This window comes from Pseudomonas sp. EL_65y_Pfl1_R83, from assembly GCF_963970695.1.
Taxonomy (GTDB): domain Bacteria; phylum Pseudomonadota; class Gammaproteobacteria; order Pseudomonadales; family Pseudomonadaceae; genus Aquipseudomonas; species Aquipseudomonas tritici.
The window spans coordinates 348,199-373,069 of sequence record NZ_CAXAQI010000005.1 but is presented as its reverse complement, the minus strand read 5'-3'; the positions used below and the strand labels follow the sequence as shown (position 1 = coordinate 373,069).

The following is a 24,871-nucleotide window of genomic DNA, read 5'->3' as shown; positions in this document are numbered from 1 at the left end:
ACCAAATGTGAAAGCGGGCTCGCCTGCGATACACACCTCGGTGCATCAGGTAGACCGAGCTGATGCCATCGCAGGCAAGCCAGCTCCCACAATTGGTTGCCTTCAGCCTTTGAGCAAGCGCTCCAGACCGACCTTCAACGGGGTAGGCTCCGGCAGTGTGAAGCTCGCCAACAACCGCTGGTTGTTCGCCCGCGAATGCCGGATATCCCCGGACCGCGCCGGCCCGTAAGTCACCGCCGGCAAGTTGCCGACTATTTCTTCCAGGGCGTGCAGCACTTGGCTGAGGGTGGTGGTGCGGTTCCAGCCCACGTTGATTGCGCCCAAAGGTGCGGCGGGCGCTTCTACGGCCTGGACCAATACGTCCACCAGGTCTTCCACGTACAGGAAGTCACGGGTTTGCTCGCCATCGCCAAACACGGCAATCGGCACGCCTTGCTGCACGCGCTCGCTGAAGATACTGATCACGCCCGAATACGGCGATGACGGATCCTGGCGCGGCCCGAAGATATTGAAGAAGCGCAAGACCACCGGCTCCAGGCCATGCTGGCGGCGGTAGAAGTCGAGGTAATACTCACCGGCCAATTTGTCGGACGCATAAGGCGTCAACGGCGCCTTGGTGGTTTCTTCGTCAACCGAAGCGCCCTCGCCATTGTTGCCGTAGACGGCAGCGCTGGAGGCATACACCACACGCTTGACGCCAGCCTTGCGCATGGCTTCGCAGACATTCAAGGTGCCGACGAAGTTGCTCTGGTGCGTGCTGACCGGATCATCCACCGATGCCTGCACCGAGGCCACCGCCGCCAGGTGCACCACCGCTGCCGCGCCGACAGCGGCACGCGCCACCAGCTCGGCATCGGCCACATTACCTTCCAGCAGTTCGACGCGCGGATCGTCCAACGGCAGGTTGCTGCGCTTGCCGGTGGAGAGGTTATCCAGCACCCGCACGCTGTAGCCTTTAGCGAGCAGCCCATCGACCAGGTGCGAGCCGATAAAGCCTGCACCACCGGTGATCAGTACCCGTTTACTCATTGTTGCGTATCTTCTCGACGATAGCCGTAGTCGAGCTGTTCTCAACCAGGCCCAGCACTTTGACCGTGCCGCCGTAGGCGCTGACGATATCCGCCCCCACGACCTGGTCGACGGAGTAGTCGCCCCCCTTGACCAGCACGTCCGGCTTGACCTGGGCCAGCAGGTTTTCAGGGGTCGCTTCAGGGAAGCTGATCACCCAGTCCACCGCGCCCAAGCCTGCCAGCACCGCCATGCGACGGTCGACACTGTTGATCGGGCGGCCAGGGCCTTTGAGGCGGCTGACCGACGCGTCGTCGTTGACCGCGACGATCAGGCGATCGCCTTGGGCGCTCGCCTGCTCAAGGTACGTCACATGACCAGCGTGGAGGATGTCGAAGCAGCCGTTGGTGAACACAATGCTTTCGCCGTGGGCACGGGCATCGTCGATCGCCAGCAGCAATTGCTCAATCGTCAGCACACCGCGTTCCGAGCCTTCGGAGCGCTGGATCGCGCGACGCAATTCCGGTGCACTGATAGCTGCCGTACCCAACTTGCCGACCACGATGCCCGCTGCCAGGTTGGCCAGGGCCACCGCATGGGGCAGTTCTTCACCGGCCGCAATCGAGGCGGCCAGGGTGGAAATCACTGTATCGCCGGCGCCGGTGACGTCGAACACTTCACGCGCTCGCGCCGGCAGGTGCATCGCCGGGTGGCCCGGACGCAGCAAGGTCATGCCGTGCTCGCCACGGGTCACCAGCAAGGCGCCCAGGTCGAGATCGGCCATCAGCGCTGCGCCCTTGGTCACTAGGTCGTGCTCGTCGGCGCAACCACCGACGATGGCTTCGAACTCGCTGAGATTCGGCGTGATCAGGCTGGCTCCACGATAAATCGAAAAGTCCTTGCCCTTGGGATCGGCCAGCACCGGGATGCCTTTGGCCTTGGCGGCCTGGATCAATACCTGGTGATTCTTCAAGGCGCCTTTGCCGTAGTCCGACAACACCAGCACCTTGATGCCTTCGAGCAGCTCGTCAACCTGGCCACTGAGGGCCAGGGCGTCGGTGGTGAAGGGTTCTTCGAAATCAATACGCAGCAATTGCTGGTGACGGCTCATGACCCGCAGCTTGACGATGGTCGGCTGATGGGCAATGCGCTGGAACAGCGCGCGCACGCCAGCACCGCGCAGGCTGTTGGCCAGGCTGTCGGCGGCTTCATCGTCACCGGTCACACCCACCAGGGAGGCCGGGGCGCCGAGGGCGGCAATATTGAGGGCAACGTTGGCAGCGCCGCCTGGGCGGTCTTCGATTTGCTCGACCTTGACTACCGGTACCGGCGCCTCAGGGGAAATCCGTGAGGTACCGCCATGCCAGTAACGGTCGAGCATGACATCGCCGACCACCAAGACAGGGGCTTGATCGAATCGCGGCATGGACAACTTCATGGAGCAACCCACATACAAAATGAACAGGGGCGCGATATTAGCACAGGGTGAGCGCCGCCTAGTTCGAGAGCTTTATCCGGGAGGCATCACAGGCTACATCTGCTCATTTTTTAAACAAAGCAGCCAAGATGTGGTCCACCGCATCGGCCAGTTCGACCTCATCGGTGTTGACTTCGCAGTCGGCTGCAAGCGGCGCTTCGTAAGGGCTGTCCAGCCCAGTGAAGGCCTTGATGCGCCCGTCCAGCGCCGCACGGTACAACCCCTTGGGATCGCGCCGCGCGCACACGTCAAACGGCGTGCTGATGTAGACCTCGAAAAACTGCCCCGGGCCGAACAGTGCCTTGGCAGTCGCGCGATCGGCGCTGAACGGAGAAATCGCCGAGACGATCACGATCAATCCCGCGTCAACCATCAGTCGCGCCACCTCGCCAATGCGCCGGATGTTTTCCTTACGCGCCGCATCACTCATGCCCAAGTCATTGCACAACCCCGTGCGCAAGTTGTCGCCATCGAGCACAAAGGTATGCCGCCCTTGCTCATTGAGCTGCACTTCCAGGGCGTTGGCCAGGGTCGACTTGCCGGACCCGGACAACCCCGTCAGCCACAGGCAGCAAGGCTGCTGGTGCTTGAGCGCGGCGCGCGCGGCGACCGACAACGACAAGGCAAAGGGGCGAATGGAGGCAGAACCACGGGAGAGCGACGGACTATTCATAACCCAGGACCTCGTAGTCACGTTGATAAGCACGCCGGACCAAGCGGCGCGTACGCAGGGTGCAGAAGTCCCTGACCGGCTCGCTGCGCCGCCCGAGTGAAACATTGAGATGGGGCAGCGAAGACGTTACGCCGAGGCGGTCGCACAACTGCTGGAAGTCTTGCTCCAGGGACTCTTGGCGACCCAGAAAATCCATGGCCATTTGCCCCATGTGATCGACCAGGAAGTCGGTCTGGGGAGCAAAGTGCAGCTGGCGGCGCAGGTTTTCCGAGCACAGCCAGTGGGCGACGAAATGGTCAAAGTCGCGGTAGCTGCATATCAGTGCCTGTGCCTGCAGGTCGCGGCGGCCCAAGTGGTTGCTGCGCAAGTAGGTGTAGGCCGAGTAGGCGCGCTCCAGCGGGTCACGCACAAAGGCAAATTTGAAACTGCGTTGGCAATGTTCGGGGAATTGTTGCTGATACCAGTAATACGGCAAATGCCCTGGCCAGCGCCCATCGAGCAACGCCGAACAGACGCTGCTGCCGGCGCATTTGGGTACATGGATAAACACGCAGTTGTGTCGTTCGAAAGCAGGCGGAAGTGCCGTCACCCCAGACAACGATTTGTTCACCGCCTGGCGATCCACCACTGACAAACGTCCCAGCAAAAACACCCGTTGGGGTTTGGGAAGCAGTTTCCAGAACAGACGTTGCAACATTCCATTACCCACGCAAGAAGGTTAGCCCTCTCGTTCGTCATTCGAATCGAGAAGGCCAACATAACAAACGATAGGCTGCGAATTATTTGGCTTTGGTCAAGCCGTGTAAGGGGCTTGATACAAACGCCGGGGCGCATTGCGCGCCCCGGCACATCAGGTGATGTTAGCCGTGACGGGCTCATCCAGGCCCATGGCGTGCAGCCGCGAGTAATAGCCGCCCAGGGCCAGCAGTTCCACATGTGTACCACGCTCGACAATTTCACCGTGGTCCATCACCAGAATCTTGTCGGCTTTCTCGATGGTGGACAGTCGGTGCGCGATAACCAGGGTGGTACGGCCCTTCATGACTTTGTCCAGCGCAGCCTGAATGTGGCGTTCGGACTCGGTGTCGAGCGCCGAAGTCGCTTCGTCCAGGATCAGCAACGGGGCATTTTTCAGCAGGGCGCGGGCGATGGCCAAGCGCTGACGCTGGCCGCCGGAGAGCAGCACGCCGTTTTCACCGACTTCGGTGTCCAGGCCTTTGGGCAGTTCGGCGATGAAGTCCATGGCATAGGCATCGGCGGCGGCTTTTTCGATGTCGGCACGCGGTGCATCCGCCAGGTCGCCGTAGGCGATGTTATTGGCCACGGTATCGTTGAACAGGGTCACGTGCTGGGTCACTTGGGCCACATGCCGGCGCAGGTTGCGCAGGCGGTAGTCTTCGATCTCCACCTCATCCAGCAGGATTTCGCCGGTTTCGTGGTGGTAGAACCGCGGAATCAGGCTGGCCAGCGTGGACTTGCCACTGCCTGAGCGCCCTACCAGCGCAATCATCTGCCCAGGTTCCGCCGTGAAGCTGATGTTCTTCAGCACTTCGCGCTCAGCACCCGGATAGGTGAAGCTCAGGTTGCGCACGTCCAGGCGACCGCTGACGCGATCACGCTCCACGGTACCGCTGTCGACTTCCGGCTCTTCATCCAGCTGTTCGAAGATGCTTTCGGCACCGGCGACGCCTTTCTGGATCGTCGAGCTGACTTCCGACAACTGACGGATCGGCTTGGGCAGCAGGCCCGCAGCGGTGATGTACGCCACTAGATCACCCGCGGTGGCGTCGCCGCGCAGCAACAGCACCAGGAACATTAAGGTGGCCATGGCCGTGTAGATCACCAGTTGCAGCATGGGCGTGTAGACCGCACCGGTCTTGTTCATGCGCAGCTGTTTGTCGGTGTTGCTTTGGCTGGCGGCGGCAAAACGGCGTTCCTCGTAGCTTTCACCACCGAAGCTGCGCACCACGCGGTAACCCTGGATGGTCTCCGAGGCCACGTGGGTGACATCGCCCATTGCCACTTGGATCTTCTTGCTCTGCTTGCGGAATTTCTTGCTGGTGCTGCCGACCATGATGGCGATCAGCGGCAGGATCGCCAGCATCACCAGGGTCAGCTTCCAGTTCATCCACAGCAGGTAACCGAACAGGAACACCACCGTCAGACCTTCGCGGATCACGACCTTGATCGCATCCGTGGCGGCGCCGGTGACCATGGTCACGTTAAAGGTGATGCGGGAAATCAGGTGCCCTGAGTTATGCGTATCAAAATAGCGATTCGGCAGTACCAGCAGTTTGTTGAACAGCTGGACCCGCAGGTCATGCACCAGGCCAAGGGAGACCTTGGCCAAGTAGTAGTTGCCGAGGAAAGAGCCGAGGCCTTGCCACGCGGCGATCAGGATGATCAGCAGCGGCACGGCCATCAGCAGCTTGAGGTCCTTGAACAGCGGGATCTTGGGCAGGAACACCACGTCGGGATTGCTCAAGCCATCCACAAAGTACTTGAGGATCCCGGCGAGCATCGGCTGGGTGGAAGCAAAGATCACGAAGCCCAAGATACTCAGCATGAACATGCCGATGTACGGTTTCACATAGCCCAGCAGCCTGAGATAAATTTTCAGGCTGGATTCCTGGTCCGCTTTGGGCGGTGCGTCACTCATGTGTCGAGCTCACTGATTGGGTAGGACGCGAACTTTATCACATGCATCGGGGTTGGCCCGAGCCCAGACCAAGACACTGGCCAGCGCAATCGGCAGCCACGAGATAAACCACTCGGCGCGCGGGGTGCCCGTTAGGCTGGCCGCATCGAACTGCATGGCCAGGAACGAAAACATCCACATACCGATGATGCCTTTGCCATAGAGCGTGTCGCGGGCCTTCCAGGCTTGCCAAAACACGCCAAACCACAGCCCGCACCACAACAGCAGGCCGGGCAGGCCCAGTTCGATCGCGACGTGGGAGAACAGGTTGTGGGCGTGATCGAAATAAAGACCGTCGGCAAATACCTTGTAGTCGCCACCCAGGCCCAAACCGGTCCACGGGCGCTCGGAAATCATCTGGACGGCCGCCATGAAGATCTGCGGCCGGTAGGACACACCACGGTCCAGCATCAGCGACTTCAGGGCGAAGAAAATCGCCAGCGCCGCCACGACTGCCGCAATTGCGGTCACCGTTGTCCGTCGGTCGCGGCACCAAGCCGGCATCGCCACGACGGTCAGCAGCAAGGCCAGTGCGGCACCGCGGCTTTGGCTGAGCACCACAAAGAGCCCGAGCAGCGCAATGGACACCGCCCACGCCACCTGCATCCAGCGCCCACGCGGCAACCAGTGCAGCAACCAGATGGCGGCCAGGCCAATCACATAGGCGCCCAGGATCGGATGGGACAACTGCCCCAAGCCCTCGATGCGCGCACTCCAGGCGTTATGCTCAAGGCCATAGAACTTGATGATCGTCACCAGCGAAGACAGGGCCAGGCCGAAACCACCCCACTGCATCACGCGAATGACTCGCTCGGTCTGCCCGCAGGCAAACACCGGGAAAAACAGCAGGAACACGCCGATGTATAGCAAGCGCTTGGCCTCGCGCGAAGGGTCTTCGGCATTGGTCCACGACAAACTGACTGCACCCCAGACGGCAAGCGCCGCAATCATCAGGCACATCCAGCGCTGTTCACGCCAGACGTCCTTGAGGCGCTCACGCGCCGACCAGGCAAACACCATGGCGGGCAACCAGAGAAACAACGTCAAACCTTGTTGATAGATCTTGTTGGTCGGCGCGAAAGCAATCGCCAGCAAAAACCAAAGTAACCCGAAAATCATCCATACCTGCGCCCAACGACTTACTTGCATCACCCGCTCCTGAATACGTACAACCCGCCAACCTGGCATGGTTAAAACCCAAAACTTTCGGCATTATTACCGATCACTGTGCCCGCGACTCCCACAAGGCTTTCCGACGATGCAATGTTCAAGGCTTCCCCAAGCCGATTTAAACGCGATGATTGAAGGTGCCCGAATCCTCGAACAGGACAGCTACGGCCCCAAAGTCTACCTGTTGGCCGACGGGAATATCCTAAAACTGTTTCGCCGCAAGCGTCTGCTTTCGTCAGCGCTGTTGCGCCCCTACTCCAAGCGGTTCATTGACAACGTGGCGCAATTGCAACAGCGTGGCATCCCCACCTTGACCGTACTCGCGTTCTTTCAACTGGCCGCGCCCGGCATGACCGCCGTGCTGTATCGCCCGCTGCCGGGTGAAACGCTGCGTCAGATTTCCAACAAGGAAGGCTATGACTGGCAATCGAACCTCGATCCGCTGGTGGCGCTGATCCGCCGCTTGCACGGTACGGGGATTTACTTCCGCTCCCTGCACCTGGGCAATATTGTTGTCACACCGGATAACGAAATGGGGCTCATCGATGTGGCGGATATGCGCTTTTTGCGCGCGCCGCTGAGCCCGGAACTCGCACGGCGCAACTTGCAGCACTTTGCACGTTATATTGCACGCGAGAAGCTGAACGAACGCTTTCCAATGCAGGCACTGGAGCAGGCGTTGCTAGCGGCATGAAAACAGGCGCTGGGAGGTTTCACTGAAATCTTTCCAGGCTTGGTCCGGGGCCAGCGCTTGCGCCTGAGCCTCCAGTACTTCCTGGATTGATGTGGCGAACGCACGCTCCATCAGACTGCCCCAGGCCTGCACATCGTCTGACGGCGCGTACCAGCCCGCATTCGCCAGTTGCTCGCGAAACACGGCCAATTCGCTGGTCAGAACGGGCACGCCCGCCATCACCGACTCTTGCAGGATCAACCCCAAGCCTTCTTGCGTCGACGGAATGGCGACCCAGTCGAAGGCCCGGTAAAGCGTCGCGGCGTCCGGCAGATGGCCCGGCAACGAAACCTTGCCCTGCAAGCCGAGCTGTTCGATACGCGCTTCCAGGGTCTGCCTCGCAGCGCCCTCGCCGATAATCACCAGCCGCGCATCCGGCTGCTGGGCCGACACGCCGGCAAACGCGTCCAGCAAACAGCCAAAACCCTTGCCGTCTACCAGCCGGCCTACCGCCCCCAACACGGGCGAGGCGTCCAAAGACAGGCCCAGGCGAGACCGCGCCTGCGCTCGAGAAAGCGCAGCCGCACGGAAAGCCACCGGATCGAAGGCGCTGCGCAGCACTGTCACGGGCCGCTGCAGGTAACGCTCAAGCGAGTGAGCCAGGGTTTGCGAAACAGCCGCCAGGGTTAGTTGCGTAGCCGGAAACTGTTCGAAGAGCTTCTGATCCGCCCGGCGCATGCGCGTGACGCCATGGAACACGACGACGGCGCGCACATGTGGCAAGTGCTTGAGCACCGGCAACATCACACGGGCCACACCAACCCCGTCCAGCAGCACAACTTCCAGATCGTCAGGCAGCGCCTTCTGAAAACGCGCGCGCATCCAGGGTGCCAGCAACTTCCACAGGTGCCGGCCCTTGAGCTGGGCTGAGGAGAAGTTCCATTCCAATGCCGGCGCGCTCTCGTCCGAACCGCCTTGAAGCAACCAGGTAGCGATCGGTGCCCGGCAAATGGCGTGGGAAAGTATCTGTTGGTGAACCTTCTGCACCGAAGCGAATGCAGAACCACCGGCCCACATGATGTTAAGGATACTCATCTGAAAAATGACCTTTTGCGGCGTTGTGGTGGCTTGCTGCATGTACTTAATGGACCAACCAGCCGATACCGACACCCAATACCAACATGACTGCCAGCTTAATCCGCTCTCGCCGCTTGCGCCGCGCCTTGGTCAAGCGCTCTTCTGCCGTCGCCACATGCAAACCGAAACCCGTGTGCAAAACCGCATCGCCTTCCAGTGTCACGGCCGCCAGGTTCAGCTGCGCGTAACGCTTGGATAACCCCTTCTCACCCTCGAATCCGGCGTAGGGCGCGCACAAGCGATATTCCTTGATACGCCGCAACCCGGGATTCAGCGAAAAACCCTGCCACTCAGGCTTGTCGGACAGCAGGGGATAACACGGCACCCCGCCAATAACCTCACGTGGCCCCAGATGGATATAAGGGCTGTGCACCTGCAAGTCATAAACGTAGTTACGCAACCACACCTGCAAAATATCGGGTCGCTGCTCCAGTACCGCCTTGGAGTCTTCGACAAAGCCTGGTCGATAAAACGCCCAATCATCCTCGCAATGGAATATGTAGGGGGTCTTGACCGACGCGTAGGCCAAGTCGACGGATGCCAACTGCCCAAGCTTCGGGCGGTTGATCAGGAAATGGCAATGGCAGTGCCAGTGCGGCGGCACCGCAAGGCGCACGGCTTCATCGCCAGAGTCTTCGGTAATGAAAACTTCGCGGATATCCGCCGTATTGAACAGATCGAAGCTCTCGAGCGTCCGCTTCAATAAATCGAAGCGACCACAACTGGTCACCACGAGCGTTATGTCGCTTTGATCGGAGAACTGCATTCAAGCCTCGATAATATCATATAGCCACTATTTGCGGCCATATCTGACCGATATTAAACGCCCACCTTCAGACGCAACCTTTCCAGCACATTCAATGGCGCACGAGGCCGCAAGGGCGGCTCGAGGACTTCGACAATACGCTGGCCGATACGGGCGAAACCGAACTGGCCGACGGCCAAGTCCTGCCCACTGCGCGCGATGTCTGCCGCCAACTGCGGGTTGGCCCGCAGCACGGCCAGTTTTTCCTGCAACTGCGGGATGTCCTTGTAGAACACCACATTGACCATGTCTTCGAACCCGAGGGCCGCGTTTTCCTCGGCTCCCTGATCGAAGGCCAGCAACACGCAACCACAGGCCATGGCTTCGAAGTTCTTGATCATGTACTCGCCCATGCCCACATCGGCACTGACGAAAAAACGAATCCGGTTGAGGGTCGCGCAGTATTCCTCACCCGATTTGGTGCGCGTCACCACCAAAGGTTCAACCCGCGCCAGTTCATCGAGCAGAGCCTTGCGACCACTATAGGCCACGCTGTTGGTACTACCGACAAACGCCAGTTCGATATCTCGTTCACGATCCTGGGGCTGTAGCAGTGCCTGGTCATAGCCCTTGGGCACGAACACCGCATCGAAACCTTCGGCGCGCAGGCGCTCGGTCACCATGTAGCCTGAACTGATCACGCGAACCCACGGCAAGCGACGGTAGTGGGCGCTGAATTTGCCGGTGTACTTGCAGGGAATGTAGTTCTGGTAAGCGTCGTGCTCGAGGATCACCAGGTTTGGGATCGTACGGATAAACCCGGCCTGGCGGATTTCCTGCTTGAAGCGCAGGAAGAACACAATACGGTCGTAACGGGTCACGTCGACTTCGCGCCGAAAGTAACCGCGCAGGTTGCGCTGCTCATCGCTGCTCAACCAGCGGATATCACATTCGCAGTGCTCGGCCACACCTTCGTACAAGCGGTCGAGGATGGCGCGCTGCTCTTTCTGCACCAGAAACAAGACTTTCATTACTTATCCTTTCCCAAACGCCAGAACAACTCATGCCGTCGTACGGCCTTACGGAAAAATTCGTTCTCACCGTAGGGCGATTTCGCGCGACCTGCCAACACCCGCTGCAACCAGCGTCGCACACGGCGCTTGAACGGCGGTGCCGGCTGCAAGTCATGCATCATGCCCAGCGCCATGGCCTTATCACGCTGCTGCGCCAACGTCAGCGGCAGGTTGCACGGCAGCAACTCCACGGTCGCGTCGAACAACGGTGGCAACGCAATACCGGCTCCGGAGGCGCCCATTGGCCAACGATCATTGTCATGCAAGTGGTTGGCATAGCCCAGCACAGTGGTCGGCTGCCACTCCAGCCCTTGCAGCGCCTCCATCACGGCTTGCTGCGCACAGACATGGTCTGGATGCGGGTCCAATACCGGATGCGGCAACACGATCACTTCCGGGCGCGCCATTAACAGTACTTGGCGCAGGTCGGCCAACAGGTTGTTCCAGGTGGGCAGGCCGTCGCTGTCCGCCGGTAATGGAAAGGGGTTGAACTGACGGAATGGCCGCACGTCCGTCAGCTCTGCCTCGCGGGAGGCGAACGGCAGGTCCGGCGCGGCCTGCATCGCCTGCAATTGCAGGCAGAAATAGCCCAGCTGCACGCAGTGGGCCTGGGGCACTCCCGCCCAGAGCGGCACGGCGATGCTGTCCCAGGCACGCAGGCGGCCTTTGATGCGCGAGGCTTCGACCGCGTCCAGGCCCATCTGCTCATAATGCTCGGCTTCGATTTCACCTGCCGTCAGGGTGACGATCCAGGGATTTTCAGCCTGGCTGTACAGGCCGAAGGCCGCCAATTCAGCATCGTCGGCGTGGGGCGCGATCACCATTACGCGCTGTGCGCGGTAGTCCGGATGGGTCCAGGCCCACAGACGGGGCGTGCCGAGCAATCGGCAATGGCGACCGCGCAACGTTAAGTCGCTCAGCGCCAAACCGCTGAGGTTCAGGTAACGCACGCCGTTGACACCACGCTCAAAGGTTTGCCGATCGCCCGCCAGCTCGACGCTCGGGTCAAAAAACCGCCCCAGCCAAGTGCTCTTGACCTTGATCGCCAGCACCACCGTCGCGTCCGCGTCCACCGCCTGATCCAGCAGCAAGCGCCCATTTTCCAAGCGCACGCCCGCCAGCTCGGCATCCGCCGCGAAACGGTACTGGTAATCTTCGTTGGGCGCGTAGAACAGGTGGTCGGCAAACCACGCTTCATGGGCCACCCAGGCCAGCAGGGCCAACAGCAACGGTAACCACCAGACCACCAGTATGCCGACCAGCAACAGCAGCAACACACCAATGATCAGCGCCGTACGCTTGTTGCGCCGGTGACGTTTGAGCAATTGCTGCTTGCGGGTCATACGCTGAATACCTGCACAGGGTTGCACCAACGGTCCTTGTATTCGCGGTCGGCGCGGCCAAAGGAAAAGCGCAGTGGCTTGCCGACTTCGCGTGCCTGCTCCCAGGCGTTCTGGGTATTGAGAAAGCTCAGCACGCTGCCGGGGCTAAAGGCGCGAGTTTCAGGATCGACCCCACCGTTGACGTACTCCACACTGATCCATTGCGGCGACTCGACCCGATACACCAACTGGATTGCGATGGGTGCGTCATTCAGAAAAATCACCGAGCCGATCAACCACTCGCGCATCAGCTCGATCACCTCGGCCATGCGCTCGGCGCCTGTGGCGGTGAAGCCCCAGCGGCGCAGGAACAGGTCACAGTAGATGGACGCCAGCTCCGCACTGGAAAACTCACTGACCGACCGCACCACGCCGCCCGCCTCTTCCAGCAAACGCAGTTCGCGGCGCTGGTTGTAGCGAAACTTCTTCGACAGTTCTTCGGGCGTGCGCGCCATGGCCAACTGCTCGGCCTGAAGCTTGAGGCCGCTGAAACGCCCTTCGTTCAGCGCAGACAGGTAGCGCGCACGCTGCCTCAGCGGCGCCTGCGCGTCGGCGGCGGCCGGCAGGATCAGCTCGGCATTGCCCAGATCGAACAGGCCTTTCTTGCCACGGCGCTTAAGTACATCCTTGGACAGCGCCAGGTCGCGCCCCCAGGTGGCAATGCACGCTTTGAGCTCACCCGCCTGCTCCCAGGCCAAGTAACGCACCGGAATCTGCGCCAACCCGGCCAGGCGTTCGATCACTTGCGGATGCGTCGCGACGCTGCCGCCAAAACGCTGCCAGGCCTCGCTGTATGCAGGCGCATCGACGACGGACCAGCCGCGCTCGCGCCAGCCTTGAAATCGATTGAGCATCAAGCCCTCGCGGTCAGTTCAATGACATGCGGCAGTTGCCAGAAAGTAGCGCGCACCGCCTGATCCGAGAATCGTGCGTGCAGGCGCTCCAGCATTAACTCGGCGCACTGGCGCTGCTGCTGCTGATCCATCGCAGCCAAGTGTCCCAGCCCTTGGGCCAGGTGCTCGCCGTCGCCGAAGGGAAACAGGATACCAACGCCCTCAACCACTTCCCGCGCGCCGCCACAGGCGGTGGCGAGCAAGGGGACGCCGGCCGCCATGGCTTCCAGCAACACCATGCCAAAGGGTTCGTGGTCGGAGCTCAACGCAAACACATCAAACGCACGGAAATAGCGACGCGCCTCCGGCACCTGGCCGAGAAACACAACCTTGTCGGCAATCCCCAGCTCGCGCGCCAGCTCTTTCAGGTCCTGCTCCAGGCGCCCGGTGCCGAGGATCGCAAGACGACTTTCAGCCGGTAACGTTGGCAATGCCAGGGCAAAACCTTTGAGCAACGTGGCCTGATCCTTGTCCGGGTGCAGGCGGCCGACATTGCCGACCACCCACTCATCCGGCGACAAGCCAAGGGCGTCGCGCGCCTCATCCTTCGAAACCTGCTGGGCCTGCAGGTTTTCGACATCAATGCGGTTGTACAAGGTCTGGATACGCGCCGCCGGCCATTTCGGCAGGCAGCGACGGATGTCATCGCGCACGGCATCGGAGACGCCCAACAAACTCAGGCGCTGGCGGAAAATCGTTGCAAACAGCCGACGCCCCCGGCGCTGGTAGTCGCCAAAAGCGTGATGCACGCCAATCACCTGCAAGCGCGTGGCGAGCAGCGCGATGTAGATCGGCTTGGCGCGGTGCGCGATGCAGAAACTGAAGTTGCGCGACGCGGCAATCTTGCGCATCTCGGCGATGGCGCCCAGCTTGAGGCCACGGATGGCCTTCGAGCTGTACTCCATGAACAACACTTCATCACTGGCGCAACCGGCCGCCACCTCAGGGTCGGCGACCCCGGTGAGAAACACAGTGGTCACCTTGTAGCCTGACCCTGCGAACAAACTGGCGTACTGCCGCGCACAATCGAGGAATGGCCCGTCATAGCCGTGGCAGAACTGCAGGACGTGGCGGTCAGCCGAGCGCGTCATAAGCGTCCACGCCGTCCTTGACGACCAGGATATCTTCCATGATCAGGTACTGCAGGTCAGAGCCGAAGAACATGTTCAGCGCGTCGGTCGGCGAGCAGATCATCGCTTCGCCACGACGGTTGAGCGAGGTGTTCAGGGACACGCCGTTGCCGGTGAGCACTTCCAGCTCTTTCATCATGTCGTAGTAGCGCGGGTTGTATTCGCGCTTGAGCACCTGGGCGCGGGAGGTACCATCTTCATGGACCACTTCCGGCACGCGGGTCTTCCACTCTTCGGACACTTCAAAGGTGAAGGTCATGAACGGCGCCGGGTGATCGACCTTGATCATCTGCGGGGCCACGGTGTCGAGCATCGACGGGCAGAAAGGCCTCCAGCGCTCGCGGAACTTGATCTGGTGGTTGATGCGATCCGCCACACCGGTGGCGCTCGGGCAACCGATGATCGAACGACCGCCCAGGGCACGCGGACCAAACTCCATGCGGCCCTGGAACCAGGCCACCGGGTTGCCGTCGACCATGATCTTGGCGATGCGCTGTGGCATGTTCTCGATCTTGCGCCAGTTCGGCTTGCTCTCGTGCTTGGCGCACGCGGCAATCACGTCTTCGTTGCTGTAGGACGGGCCGAGGTAGACGTGTTCCATCTTCTCGACCGGCACACCACGGGCGTGGGACACATATGCCGCCGCACCGACCGCAGTGCCGGCATCGCCCGACGCCGGCTGCACGAACAGCTCTTTGACGTCGTCACGGGCGATGATCTTCTGGTTCAGCTTGACGTTCAGCGCGCAACCGCCGGCGAAGGCCAGTTTGCCGGTGTCCTTGAGGATGTCGCCCAGGTAGTGGTCGATCATCTGCAGGGCCAGTTTCTCGAACAGCGCTTGCATGCTGGCGGCGTAGTGGATGTACGGCTCGTCGGCGATATCGCCTTCGCGCTTTGGGCCCAGCCACTCGATCAGTTTTGGCGAGAAGTAGAAGCCCTTGCCCTTCTCTTTGTAGCGGCGCAGGCCGATGACGTTGGCGTAGTCGGTGTTGATCACCAACTCGCCGTTCTCGAAGGAGGCCAGGCGCGAGAAATCGTACTTGCTGGCATCGCCGTACGGCGCCATGCCCATGACCTTGAACTCACCGTCGAGCATCTCGAAACCGAGGAACTCGGTGATCGCGCCATACAGGCCGCCGAGGGAGTCTGGATCGTAGAATTCCTTGATCTTGTGGATCTTGCCGTTTTCGCCGTAGCCGAAGAACGTGGTGGCGTACTCACCTTTACCGTCGATCCCGAGGATCGCGGTTTTCTCCTGGAAACCAGAGCAGTGGTAGGCGCTCGAGGCGTGGGCCAGGTGATGTTCAACCGGTTCGATCTTGATTTTCTTAGGATCGAAGCCCAGTTGCTCCAGGCACCAGACGATCTTGTTGCGGTAGCGCTTGTAGCGACGGTTGCCCATCAGGATCGCGTCGAGGGCGCGGTCGGGGGCGTACCAGTAACGCTTGGCGTAGTGCCAGCGCGCCTCGCCGAACAGGCTGATCGGGGCGAACGGGATCGCGACCACGTCAACGTCGGAAGGCTTGATACCGGCCTGTTCCAGGCAGAACTTCGCCGATTCGTAAGGCATGCGGTTCTTTGCATGTTTGTCGCGTACGAAGCGCTCTTCTTCGGCGGCCGCGATCAGCTTGCCGTCGATATACAAGGCTGCGGAAGGATCATGGCTAAGGGCGCCGGACAGGCCAAGAATCGTCAATGCCACAGGGGTCTAGCCTCTTTTAGTCTGCATGCAGGCGGGTTACGCCTGAAAAAAGTGTGCCCCCTGCCTGGGCAGGAAACAGCTAAAGGGCGGGATTATAGCTTAAAAGCAGTGGGGAGCTGTTAGCGACAAGCGTCAAGAGGGATCAGCGGAAGGTCTCGATGCTGCCGTCCCTATTCTGGCGGTAAATGGTGTAGGGCAGCACCAGGGTGTCCAGCACGCCGGAGGCGACGAACTCCACGGCGAGGATAGGCAACACGCTGCCCCCATGGTCTATCAGGCTCTTGTCCTTAAGGCTCTTGTCAGACGCTGGCTCGCCATTGAGCGTGCAAAACCCGTAGATCACCCCGCTGTAGATGCGCGGCACGTTTTCGCAATGGCTGCGTGAGTCCTTGAGGTTCTGGCTGGTCACGGCGTCGGGTCGGAAGACGGTATTGATGGTGCCGCAACCGGCCAGCGAAAAAGACACCGCAACCCACAAGACTTTCGACGTAATCCTCATGACCCCACCCTTTTGACCCTTCAGCCATTGTTACTGCCAAGGCTGGCCACGCTAACATCACAACGGATGGCGACCCAGGGCGGGAACACCGATTCGCTGCGTAAGACGATTCCTAAATGATAAAACTCGCCTGATTCACTAAACTCGCGCCCCTTTGCGCGTTTACCTCCCATGCGCGCCACGGATTCCGGCTGACTGATGAACACCCTCGCCCGCTTCACCCTGTTGCTGCCAGGCCTGCTCACGCTGAGCAATACGGCACTGGCCGATGACACGCCTTTGGTCCTCGACCCGAGCGTGGTCAGCGGCTCACGCAGCGCCAGCCCGACCTTCGACCTGCCCTACTCGGTGGACGGCATCAACCGTGAACAGATCAGCGACGGTCAACTCGGCATCAATGCCTCCGAAGCCCTCTCCCGCGTGCCCGGCCTGGTGGTGCAGAACCGCCAGAACTATGCTCAGGACTTGCAGATTTCCTCCCGAGGCTTTGGTGCCCGCTCGGCATTCGGCGTGCGCGGCATCAAGCTGATCGCCGACGGCATTCCGGCCAGCACGCCCGACGGCCAGGGCCAGGCTGCCACCTTCAACCTCGACACCGCCGAGCGCATCGAAGTCCTGCGTGGGCCGGCAGCCACCCTGTATGGCAGCAATGCCGGCGGGGTGATCCAGATGTTCTCCCGCGACGGCGAAGGCCCGCCGCGCATCGGCGCCGAAACCCTGGTGGGCAGCAACGGCCTGAACAAAAACCACCTGACCGCCGAGGGCGCCACCAACGGCGCAGGCCTCGTGATCGACGCCTCGCGCATGGACACCAACGGCTACCGCGACCACAGCAGCGCGCGACGTGACCAGACCTTTGCCAAGCTCAACTTCCAGCCGGATGACGACAGCAAGCTGGCGCTGATCTACAGCAGCCTGGAGCAGAATGGCACGCAGGACCCGCTAGGGCAGACGTGGTCAGCGTACAAGGCCGATCCACGCTCGGTGAGTGCGAATGCGCTGACGTACAACACGCGCAAAAGTATCGATCATCAGCAATTGGGGATGAATTACGAGCGCTATATCGGCGATGCGACGTTGCAGGTGAATGGGTATACGGGACGGCGGAGTGTGATTCAGTATTTGTCGATTCCTGACAAGTTCGCCAGTGGCGTGAAAAACCCCGCCAATGCTCGCGGCGGTGTGGTGGCTTTCGACCGCAAGTTCTACGGCGGTTCCGTCCACTGGCTGCAACCCATCACCAGCACACCCGGCGACCTGACGCTAATCGCCGGCCTCGACTACGACCGCAGCGAGGATGATCGCCAAGGCTATTCCAACACCGTCAACGGTGTGCACGGCGTCAAAGGCGCACTCGGCCGTGATGAAATCGACACCGCCACCAGCCTCGACCCGTTCGTGCAAGCCAACTGGCTACTGGGGGACTGGACCCTGCAAGCCGGCCTTCGCCACAGCACCATGAAGATGGACGTGGACGACCACTTCCTCAGCGACGGCAACGACAGCGGCAGCAAGACCTACCAGAAAAACACGCCATCGGTCAGCGTCATGTACGCGTTTACGCCTGACTTGCACGGCTACGTGAGCGCCGGCAAAGGTTTTGAAACGCCGACGCAAGCTGAATCCGCCTATTCAAGCAACTCGAACAGCTTCAACTTCGCGCTCAAGCCATCGGTCAGCAAACAGTATGAAGTCGGCTTGAAAGCACGTGTCGGCCAGGACACCCGCATCAACGCTGCCGTGTTCCAAATCACCACCGAAGACGAGTTAGTGGTTCAGCAATCCAGCGGTGGTCGCACGACTTACCAAAACGCCGGCCGCACCCTGCGCCGCGGTTTCGAACTGGGCCTCGAAAGCCAGCTCAGCGAACAGTGGAGCAGCAGCCTCGCCTACACCCGCCTGCAAGCTACTTACGACAGCGAATTCGTCAGCGGCGGCAGCACCGCCGTCGACAAGGGCAACTACCTGCCCGGCGTGCCGCAAAACACGCTGTTCGCCGAACTGAACTGGAAGCCCCGCGACTGGGTCAGCACCGCCATCGAAGGCATTTACCGCAGCAAGGTCTACGTCGAGGACACCAACAGCCAACACGCCGCACCGGCCTACAGCGTGCTCAACTGGCGTGCGCGTTTCGAGCAGAAGGTCGAACACTGGACCTTCCACCAGACCCTGCGCCTGGATAACCTGCTCGACCGCCAGTACGTCGGCTCGGTGATCGTCGGCGATGGCAGCAACCGCTACTACGAAGCGGCACCGGGTCGCTCGTGGTATGCGGGTGCGGGCGCGGAGTACCAATTCTGATCAGCCCGCCGCGCACAAGCCGCGATGCGGGCGGTCGAAAGGCCCTGATCCCCCTCTAGCCTGCAAGGAACGCTCATGAAACACATCGCGATTATCGTCGCGCTAGGCTGGGGTTCAAGGTGAAGGAGCGCAATCGCACTACCGCCGAAGAGGAGCGCCTGCTGTCCCGCGATTCGACCTGCGTCGTGGAACGCGAACTGGCGGCCAGTACACTCAACTCGGCGCTGAGCGGCAATGCCAAAGCGCTCAATTGCACCGCCGCTGGCGATCAATACCACGCCACCAGCACCGTCATGTACCTGGAGGACTACGGGTACTTCTTCGCCAGCCAGGACAATATTCAGAACAAGTTCGACATTCGTACGACGCTGGTCAAGGCTCAGTAACCGGCCTTCAGGCCTCGAGCTGTTTGGGCAGGCGCTGATCAATCAGTTGATACAACGCACTGTCCTGCGGCCAATTACGCATGAACCGCGCGCGGTCCCTGGCAAACGCCGGGGCGAAGCTGGCTTGGGTGCTGTGTTGGCGCATGGCATCCAGGTCGATCAACGACCAGCGATCCTTGTCCCAGAACAGGTTATGCCCCTTGAAGTCGCCATGGCTGATGCGCTCGCGGATCAGCTCGGCAAACAGGTGATCCAGGGCGAGCAATTCGTTTTCCGGCGCGTCACCGTTCTCAACGTAAGGCGCAAAGCGCTCGATGATGTCCGGCCCCGGCAGGAATTCGGTAATCAGGTAAGCGCGACCGCGCAGGCCGAAAAAGCGCTTTTCCAGCACGGCCAGCGGCTTGGGCGTAGCGATACCGAGGAACACCAGGCGATTGCCTTCACGCCAGGAATGCCAGGCACGGCTTGGGCGCCAGAAGCGCTTGAACCAGTGGGCGAAACTCTTGATGTTGTAACGCTTGATCACCAATGGGCGACCCGCCACTTCGGCCTTGGCCACCGTGGCGGTTCCACCGGCCTTGTACAAGTGGCCCTGCTCGAGCAAGGCATCGGCCTGTTCCAGCACCGGCAGCATCGCGACTTCTTCCTCGCGACGGGTTACACGCAGGGCAAACGGCCCGCGCAGCACACTGAACAGCGTGCATTCGCGACCGACCTTGTTGAGAAAGTCCTTCAGGCGCCAAGCGCTGACCTTGCGCACCTGTTTCTCCAAGGCCTCCAAGGGCAACGCGTGCTCGCCGTTGCCCAGCAGGTAATACACCAGCAGCTCTTCGTTAAACGGCTCGAGATGCTTCGGCAATTGGGCGAAAAACACCCCAAGGTTTTCCAGTACGCGGTTGCGCGACAGGGGCTTGCCCGCCTCTTCCACGCGAATCCCGGCACCATCGATCAAATACAGCTTTCCGTCCCGACGCAGCAAGTTGTCCAGGTGCAGGTCTTCCTGCCACAGGCCTTTGGTGTGCATCAGGGCAATCGCACCCAATGCCTCGGCAAGCACCGCCGTTTGCTCGTCGGCCAAGGGCGGCAGGCCTTCGACCGCGTGCCAGGCATCCGCCAAGCTCTCGGCGCCTTCGATAAATTCGAACAACAGCCAACCGCCCTCGCCGTCCTGCAAGCCATCGGCCAGCAACAACGGAGTGGTCAGGCCTTGCTCGGCGAGCAGGCGCACCCCGTTGAGTTCACGCTGAAAGTGCCGCGCCGCCTTGCTGCCCACCAGCAACTTGGCCAGCACCGGACGCCCGCGCCACACCGCTGCGCCTACGTAGCGCTCGCCCGGCAGCACACGCAACAGGCTCAGCAGTTGCAATTGGCCTGGGCCCGCCGCATCGACCAGCTCAATCGTCAGCGGCAGGGTGGGAGTACGGCCGGCGGTTTTCAGCTCGGACAAACGCATCAACGGTTTTCCTTATGGCTACGACGGGCGCCAAGGCGCTGGAACCAAGTGGCGACCAACTCGCTGCCCTCAGGCTGTTCCAGATACGCCGCCAACAGTTGGCAGACCTGAGCATCGGACCATTGTGGTGCGCGACGCAACAACGGCTCCAGATCCTTGACCCGATCACGCCAGCCGAACAGCAGCGGGCGGGTTTTCTCCAGGTCGATCAACTGCGCGGCATAACCGTCACCGGTGGCCCGCAGGAAAATATGCTTGGGGTAGAAACAGCCATGCACCTGGCCGACGCTGTGCAGTCGGCGTGCGAGTTGGCCACAGGCCAGCAGGATCGCACGGTGCTGGGCATCGCTCAGTGAAGGCCACTGCTCCAGCAACGAATCCAGGTCATTCCAGCCGTCCAGGGCGCGGGTCAACAGCATCGCGCGGTGTTCGCCAGCGACTTTGCGCTCCCCATAGAACGCCGCTTGCAAGGCCGGAATACCGAGCTTGCGGTAACGGCTGATATTGCGGAATTCGCGGGAGAAACTCGGTTCGCCAAAGGGGCGGTGCAGGCTGCGCGTCAGGTAATTGCTCTGGCGCTTGAGGTAGTAACCGTGGCCGTCGAGCTCCAGGCGAAACACGCTGCTCCAGCCGCCGCGACTGGTATTCGGCTCGTCCACCGCATCCAGTTGTTTGGCCCATAGGGCATCGAACGTCGCCAGGCCGTTGCGCTCCAGCAGCGCACGGTCTTCAGCCGCCAGGAAATCACTCATTCACGTCCCTCGAAAAACTTCACCACGTGGCGAATACGCTGCTTGTCCGAAGCGCTCAGGTGCCGGCGCTGACGGTACTGCATGTAGAAGCGCAGGCGCTGAGTGGCGGACAGGTGATACTTGGCCACCTTGTCCAGGCAGGCCAGGTCTTTGGTAATACGGTACTTGAGCCAGAAGCCGCGCCAGAAATCGCCGTTGGGGCAATCGATCAGGTACAGGGTGGTCTGGTCGTCGATCAGCAGGTTGCGCCACTTCAAATCGTTATGGGTAAACCGATGATCGTGCAGGGTGCGCGTGTATTCAGCGAGCTGGCGGCTCACCGCGTCGACCCACTTCGGATCGCGCAGGCGTGCATCATTACGCTCGGCCAGCACCGACAGGTCTTCCGTCCTCGGCAACTCGCGGGTGATCATCGCACCACGGTCGTAGGCCAGGCCTTTGCGTTCCAGGCCCCAGGCAACCACGTCGGCAGTGGGAATGCCCCACTTGGCGAAGCGCTTGAGGTTCTGCCATTCGGACTTGACCCTGGGCTTGCCCAGGTAACGCCGCAAGCCCTTGCCGGCGCCGACGTAGCGCTTGACGTAGTAATTGACCCCGCCGCGCTCCACCCGGACCACCTCCGACAGCGGGTCGTGGGTCAGTCGCTCGCCTTGCAGGGCAAAGACGGCTTCGAGGCTTCCAAAATCATCCGCCAGGTGGGCGTAGGCAGGCTCCAGAATCCAGCCCGCCATCAGATTGCATCCCCGTAACGTTGCTTGCGCGCATAGAGCTTGTCGGCCTTGCGCTGCATCAGGCTCAACGACGCCGATTGCTCGGCCAGGATCTGGCGCAGCGGTTGGCGGAAGTAGCCCTTGAGAAAGCGCAGCTTGTCGCGGCGGGTCAGGCCGATTTCCAGCGCTGAGTAGTACAGCGCCGACAGGTCCTTGTCGCGCCAGCGCAGCGGCAGATGGGCCCGCAATTGGGCACGGTGCAGGTCGATCACCGACAGCTTGATCGTGCTGGCATCAATGGGCTTCGAGGTGTCCAGCAGAAAGTGGCACAGGTAGCAGTCGCGGTGATTGACGCCACCTCGGTGCATATCACCGACCATGCGCGCCAGCTCAGCCGTCAGGGCGTGGCGCAACGCAGGCGCAGGCGGCTCGGCCACCCAATTGATCGTCAGGTCTTCCAGGCTGATCGTCGGCGCCAGCTCTTCGGTGATGATGAACGAATGCTGGTCCGCCGGGTTGCTGCCCTTTTCGCCGAACGCCACGCCGGTCATGGTCGGCACACCCAGTGCCTGCAAACGGTGGATGGCGTCCCACTCCAGGCCGGCGCCGAGCACCGGCAACTTGGCGGTGATCAGGTTCTTGAAGATTTCCGCCCAACCAATGCCGCGATGGATTTTCACGAAAAACGGGCGGCCATCGACCTCGGTGCGCAAGGTGCGACGCGCCGCCAGCTCACGGAATACCTGGCCTTGCAGTTTCTCGACTTCGGCAAAGGCATCAAGCCCGGCCCACAACGTCTTGAACGGTTCGGCAAGAATCAATTTCATCGTTTTGGCTCCGCCAGAATCACATCTGCCGCGTGCTGCGGCATGCTGTAGAGGTCGGCCGTCTCGGCGAAGGCCAACCCATTGCGGCTCCAGGCCGCGCGCTGTGCAGTGTCGGTGAGCATCTGGGCCAAATACTGGTTCAGCTGCGTTTGTTCAAACGGCTCATCCAGTACCAGGCCGCTGTCGGCCTCATGGATGTAGTGGGCATAACCACACACCGCCGAGACCAGCACCGGCAGCCCGGCCACCAGGGCTTCGAGCAATACGGTGCCAGTGTTTTCGTTGTACGCCGGGTGGATCAACAGGTCGGCGCCCAGCAGGAAGCGCGGGATATCGCTGCGGCCTTTGAGGAACTGCACGTTATCGCCCAGCCCCAACGTGGCGCTCTGCAACTGGAATACTTTGGGGTCGTCCTGGCCAATTACAAACAGGCGCGTGCGTTTTTTCAGCTCCGATGGCAAGGCGGCCACGGCCTTGAGGCTGCGGTCGACGCCCTTGGTCTTGAAGCCGGAGCCTATCTGCACCAGCAACAGATCGTCTGCGCCCAGGTTGAATTCCTGGCGGAAACCTTCGCGAATCTCGGCGGCGTTCGGCGGCGCGCGCCGGTCCTGGGCAATGCCCGGCGCCAGCAAGTGGAAGCGTTCCAGCGGGGTGTCGTAATGCTTGATGAACAGCGGCTGCTGCACTTCGGAAATCATCAGGACTTCGGTCTTGGCATCCTTGGCAAACACCGCGCGCTCGTACTCGGCAAAGTGGCGATAACGGCCAAAGCTTTTGTACAGCGAATGGCGCAGGTTTTGCGCCTTGTCTTCAAAGCAGCCGTCGGCGGCGTAGTACACGTCCAGGCCAGGCATTTTGTTGAAACCAATCAGGCGGTCCACTGGGCGCTTGGCCAGGTCGGCCTCCATCCAGGCGCTGAGTTTCTCGTTGCGCCGATGGTTGAAGAACGCCTTGACCGGCGCCACCAGCACTTCGAAACCGGGTGGGATATCGCCTTCCCAGATCAGCGTGTAGACACGAATCTGATGGCCGCGCTGCTGGCATTCCAGGGCGATGCGCATGAAGTCACGCTGCAGGCCGCCGAAGGGGAAATATTTGTACAGAACAAAAGCCAGTTGCATCAGTGCAGCTCCTCAGCCAATAACAACGTGCTCAGTCGGCTTGCCACACGCTCAGGGTTCAGGCGCGTGAAGCACAGGGGCGACTCGCGCGTGATGTCGAACCGACGCAGGTCGTCGGCCGTCGGTTGATAGGTACAGTGCTTTTGCAGGCAGGGCGCGCAGGGGAAGTCGCTGGCCAGGTGAATCTGGCCCTTGCCATAGGCACCCGTGAGGCCAGGGTTGGTCGGGCCGAACAGGGAAATGGTCGGCACGTCCAGCGCAGCAGCCAGGTGACCGAGACCGGTGTCCACCGCAACGCAGGCGCGGGCGCCGGCCAATACGCGGGCGACACCGGCCAGGTTCAGCTTGGGCAGCACTTCGGCGTTTTGCAGGCCCTGGGCCAAGCGTTCGGCGCGGGCTTTTTCGGCGGCGTTGCCCCAGGGCAATTTCACGTCCACACCCAGGCGCCCCATGCGTTCGGCCAGCTCGCGCCAGTAGGTTTCGGGCCAGTGCTTGGTGTCCCATGTGGTGCCATGCAGCAGCAGGACGAAGGGCTTTTTCGGCGGCAGGCCGAGCAGCTTGTCGACGCTCAGGCCATAGTCGCCCAAGCCTTTGGGCAAGTCATAACCCAGCGCCACGGCGAACAGTTGGCGCAAACGCTCCACCGCATGTTGCCCGCGGGCCACGGCCAGGCGCCGGGAGTAGAAGCGTGCTGCGAACGGCTCGCGGGCCGAGTGCTTGTCGAAGCCGGCTACCGGGGCACGTACATAGCGGGTCAGCCAGGCGCTTTTAAGCAGCCCTTGGGCGTCGATCACCAGGTCGTACTTGGTCGACTGGACCTGCTGCTTGAAGCGCCGCCATTCGCCACTTTTGAGGGTCTGCCAGATGTTTTTGCGCCAGCGACGAATTGCCACCGGGATGACCTTGTCGACCGCCGGATGCCAGGTGGGAATCTCGGCGAAGCCTTCTTCCACGACCCAGTCGAATTGAATGCCGGGGATCGCCCGCGCTGCGTCGGTCAGTGCCGGCAACGCGTGGATCACATCGCCCAGGGATGAGGTCTTGATTACCAGTACGCGCAA

Annotated in this window: 23 protein-coding genes; 3 read left to right on the top strand and 20 right to left on the bottom strand. The window is 61.3% G+C overall.

Annotated features, from left to right (window positions below):
- Nucleotides 1–102 precede the first annotated feature (102 nt).
- The 6 genes from AACY08_RS10050 to AACY08_RS10025 form a co-directional block, all read right to left on the bottom strand.
- Nucleotides 103–1,029, bottom strand: a complete 927-nt coding sequence (locus tag AACY08_RS10050; RefSeq protein WP_339469291.1) for an NAD-dependent epimerase/dehydratase family protein — start codon at nt 1,027–1,029, stop codon at nt 103–105.
- On the bottom strand, nt 1,022–2,446 hold the full coding sequence (gene hldE / locus AACY08_RS10045; RefSeq protein ID WP_339415619.1) for a bifunctional D-glycero-beta-D-manno-heptose-7-phosphate kinase/D-glycero-beta-D-manno-heptose 1-phosphate adenylyltransferase HldE: 1,425 nt from the start codon (nt 2,444–2,446) through the stop codon (nt 1,022–1,024). The genes AACY08_RS10050 and hldE overlap by 8 nt, the downstream gene beginning before the upstream one ends.
- A 103-nt stretch (nt 2,447–2,549) precedes the next feature.
- A complete protein-coding gene (gene cysC / locus AACY08_RS10040; RefSeq protein ID WP_339427253.1) occupies nt 2,550–3,158 on the bottom strand; it encodes an adenylyl-sulfate kinase in 609 nt (202 codons plus the stop codon).
- Nucleotides 3,151–3,855 (bottom strand): sulfotransferase family 2 domain-containing protein, encoded by a 705-nt coding sequence (locus AACY08_RS10035; RefSeq protein ID WP_339469290.1) that lies wholly within the window; start codon nt 3,853–3,855, stop codon nt 3,151–3,153. The genes cysC and AACY08_RS10035 overlap by 8 nt, the downstream gene beginning before the upstream one ends.
- A gap of 153 nt (nt 3,856–4,008) precedes the next feature.
- On the bottom strand, nt 4,009–5,817 hold the full coding sequence (gene msbA, locus AACY08_RS10030; protein ID WP_339469288.1) for a lipid A export permease/ATP-binding protein MsbA: 1,809 nt from the start codon (nt 5,815–5,817) through the stop codon (nt 4,009–4,011).
- Between the two features lie 9 nt (nt 5,818–5,826).
- Nucleotides 5,827–7,005 carry an O-antigen ligase family protein gene (locus tag AACY08_RS10025; protein WP_339469287.1) on the bottom strand — a complete coding sequence of 393 codons (1,179 nt, stop codon included), beginning with the start codon at nt 7,003–7,005 and terminating at the stop codon, nt 5,827–5,829.
- A 148-nt stretch (nt 7,006–7,153) separates the two neighbouring features.
- Between AACY08_RS10025 and AACY08_RS10020 the strand changes: the two genes are divergently transcribed.
- Entirely contained in the window at nt 7,154–7,720 is a 567-nt protein-coding gene (locus tag AACY08_RS10020; RefSeq protein WP_339469286.1) for a toluene tolerance protein, read from the top strand.
- Here the strand turns inward: AACY08_RS10020 and AACY08_RS10015 are convergent.
- The 8 genes from AACY08_RS10015 to AACY08_RS09980 form a co-directional block, all read right to left on the bottom strand.
- Nucleotides 7,709–8,794, bottom strand: coding sequence for a glycosyltransferase (locus tag AACY08_RS10015; protein ID WP_339469285.1), 1,086 nt, complete (start codon nt 8,792–8,794; stop codon nt 7,709–7,711). The genes AACY08_RS10020 and AACY08_RS10015 overlap by 12 nt on opposite strands.
- Before the next feature lie 46 nt (nt 8,795–8,840).
- A complete protein-coding gene (locus tag AACY08_RS10010; RefSeq protein ID WP_339469284.1) occupies nt 8,841–9,602 on the bottom strand; it encodes a glycosyltransferase family 2 protein in 762 nt (253 codons plus the stop codon).
- A gap of 53 nt (nt 9,603–9,655) precedes the next feature.
- Nucleotides 9,656–10,612, bottom strand: coding sequence for a glycosyltransferase (locus tag AACY08_RS10005; protein ID WP_339469283.1), 957 nt, complete (start codon nt 10,610–10,612; stop codon nt 9,656–9,658).
- A complete protein-coding gene (locus tag AACY08_RS10000) occupies nt 10,612–11,997 on the bottom strand; it encodes a PIG-L deacetylase family protein (protein WP_339469282.1) in 1,386 nt (461 codons plus the stop codon). The genes AACY08_RS10005 and AACY08_RS10000 overlap by 1 nt, the downstream gene beginning before the upstream one ends.
- Nucleotides 11,994–12,890 carry an antimicrobial resistance protein Mig-14 gene (locus tag AACY08_RS09995; RefSeq protein ID WP_339469280.1) on the bottom strand — a complete coding sequence of 299 codons (897 nt, stop codon included), beginning with the start codon at nt 12,888–12,890 and terminating at the stop codon, nt 11,994–11,996. Before AACY08_RS09995 ends, AACY08_RS10000 begins: the two co-directional genes overlap by 4 nt.
- Nucleotides 12,890–14,020, bottom strand: a complete 1,131-nt coding sequence (locus AACY08_RS09990; protein WP_339469279.1) for a glycosyltransferase — start codon at nt 14,018–14,020, stop codon at nt 12,890–12,892. The genes AACY08_RS09995 and AACY08_RS09990 overlap by 1 nt, the downstream gene beginning before the upstream one ends.
- Complete coding sequence (locus AACY08_RS09985; RefSeq protein ID WP_339469278.1) at nt 14,004–15,761, bottom strand: carbamoyltransferase family protein; 1,758 nt, start codon at nt 15,759–15,761, stop codon at nt 14,004–14,006. Before AACY08_RS09985 ends, AACY08_RS09990 begins: the two co-directional genes overlap by 17 nt.
- 142 nt (nt 15,762–15,903) lie before the next feature.
- Nucleotides 15,904–16,260 (bottom strand): YceK/YidQ family lipoprotein, encoded by a 357-nt coding sequence (locus AACY08_RS09980; protein WP_339469277.1) that lies wholly within the window; start codon nt 16,258–16,260, stop codon nt 15,904–15,906.
- Between the two features lie 198 nt (nt 16,261–16,458).
- Between AACY08_RS09980 and AACY08_RS09975 the strand changes: the two genes are divergently transcribed.
- Entirely contained in the window at nt 16,459–18,561 is a 2,103-nt protein-coding gene (locus AACY08_RS09975; protein ID WP_339469275.1) for a TonB-dependent receptor family protein, read from the top strand.
- 119 nt (nt 18,562–18,680) lie between these two features.
- Complete coding sequence (locus AACY08_RS09970) at nt 18,681–18,947, top strand: hypothetical protein (protein WP_339469273.1); 267 nt, start codon at nt 18,681–18,683, stop codon at nt 18,945–18,947.
- Nucleotides 18,948–18,954: 7 nt separating this feature from the next.
- On the opposite strand, the gene AACY08_RS09965 is transcribed toward AACY08_RS09970, so the two are convergent.
- Genes AACY08_RS09965 through waaC form a run of 6 tightly spaced genes read right to left on the bottom strand, consistent with a single transcriptional unit; the run spans nt 18,955 to nt 24,871 of the window.
- Complete coding sequence (locus AACY08_RS09965) at nt 18,955–20,400, bottom strand: lipopolysaccharide kinase InaA family protein (protein ID WP_339469272.1); 1,446 nt, start codon at nt 20,398–20,400, stop codon at nt 18,955–18,957.
- On the bottom strand, nt 20,400–21,152 hold the full coding sequence (locus tag AACY08_RS09960) for a lipopolysaccharide kinase InaA family protein (RefSeq protein ID WP_339469271.1): 753 nt from the start codon (nt 21,150–21,152) through the stop codon (nt 20,400–20,402). The genes AACY08_RS09965 and AACY08_RS09960 overlap by 1 nt, the downstream gene beginning before the upstream one ends.
- Nucleotides 21,149–21,883 carry a lipopolysaccharide kinase InaA family protein gene (locus tag AACY08_RS09955; protein ID WP_339469269.1) on the bottom strand — a complete coding sequence of 245 codons (735 nt, stop codon included), beginning with the start codon at nt 21,881–21,883 and terminating at the stop codon, nt 21,149–21,151. The genes AACY08_RS09960 and AACY08_RS09955 overlap by 4 nt, the downstream gene beginning before the upstream one ends.
- A complete protein-coding gene (gene rfaP / locus AACY08_RS09950) occupies nt 21,883–22,689 on the bottom strand; it encodes a lipopolysaccharide core heptose(I) kinase RfaP (protein WP_339415603.1) in 807 nt (268 codons plus the stop codon). The genes AACY08_RS09955 and rfaP overlap by 1 nt, the downstream gene beginning before the upstream one ends.
- Nucleotides 22,686–23,810: a glycosyltransferase family 4 protein gene (locus AACY08_RS09945; protein ID WP_339469268.1), complete on the bottom strand. Its 1,125-nt coding sequence runs from the start codon at nt 23,808–23,810 to the stop codon at nt 22,686–22,688. The genes rfaP and AACY08_RS09945 overlap by 4 nt, the downstream gene beginning before the upstream one ends.
- On the bottom strand, nt 23,810–24,871 hold the full coding sequence (gene waaC / locus AACY08_RS09940) for a lipopolysaccharide heptosyltransferase I (RefSeq protein WP_339469266.1): 1,062 nt from the start codon (nt 24,869–24,871) through the stop codon (nt 23,810–23,812). Before waaC ends, AACY08_RS09945 begins: the two co-directional genes overlap by 1 nt.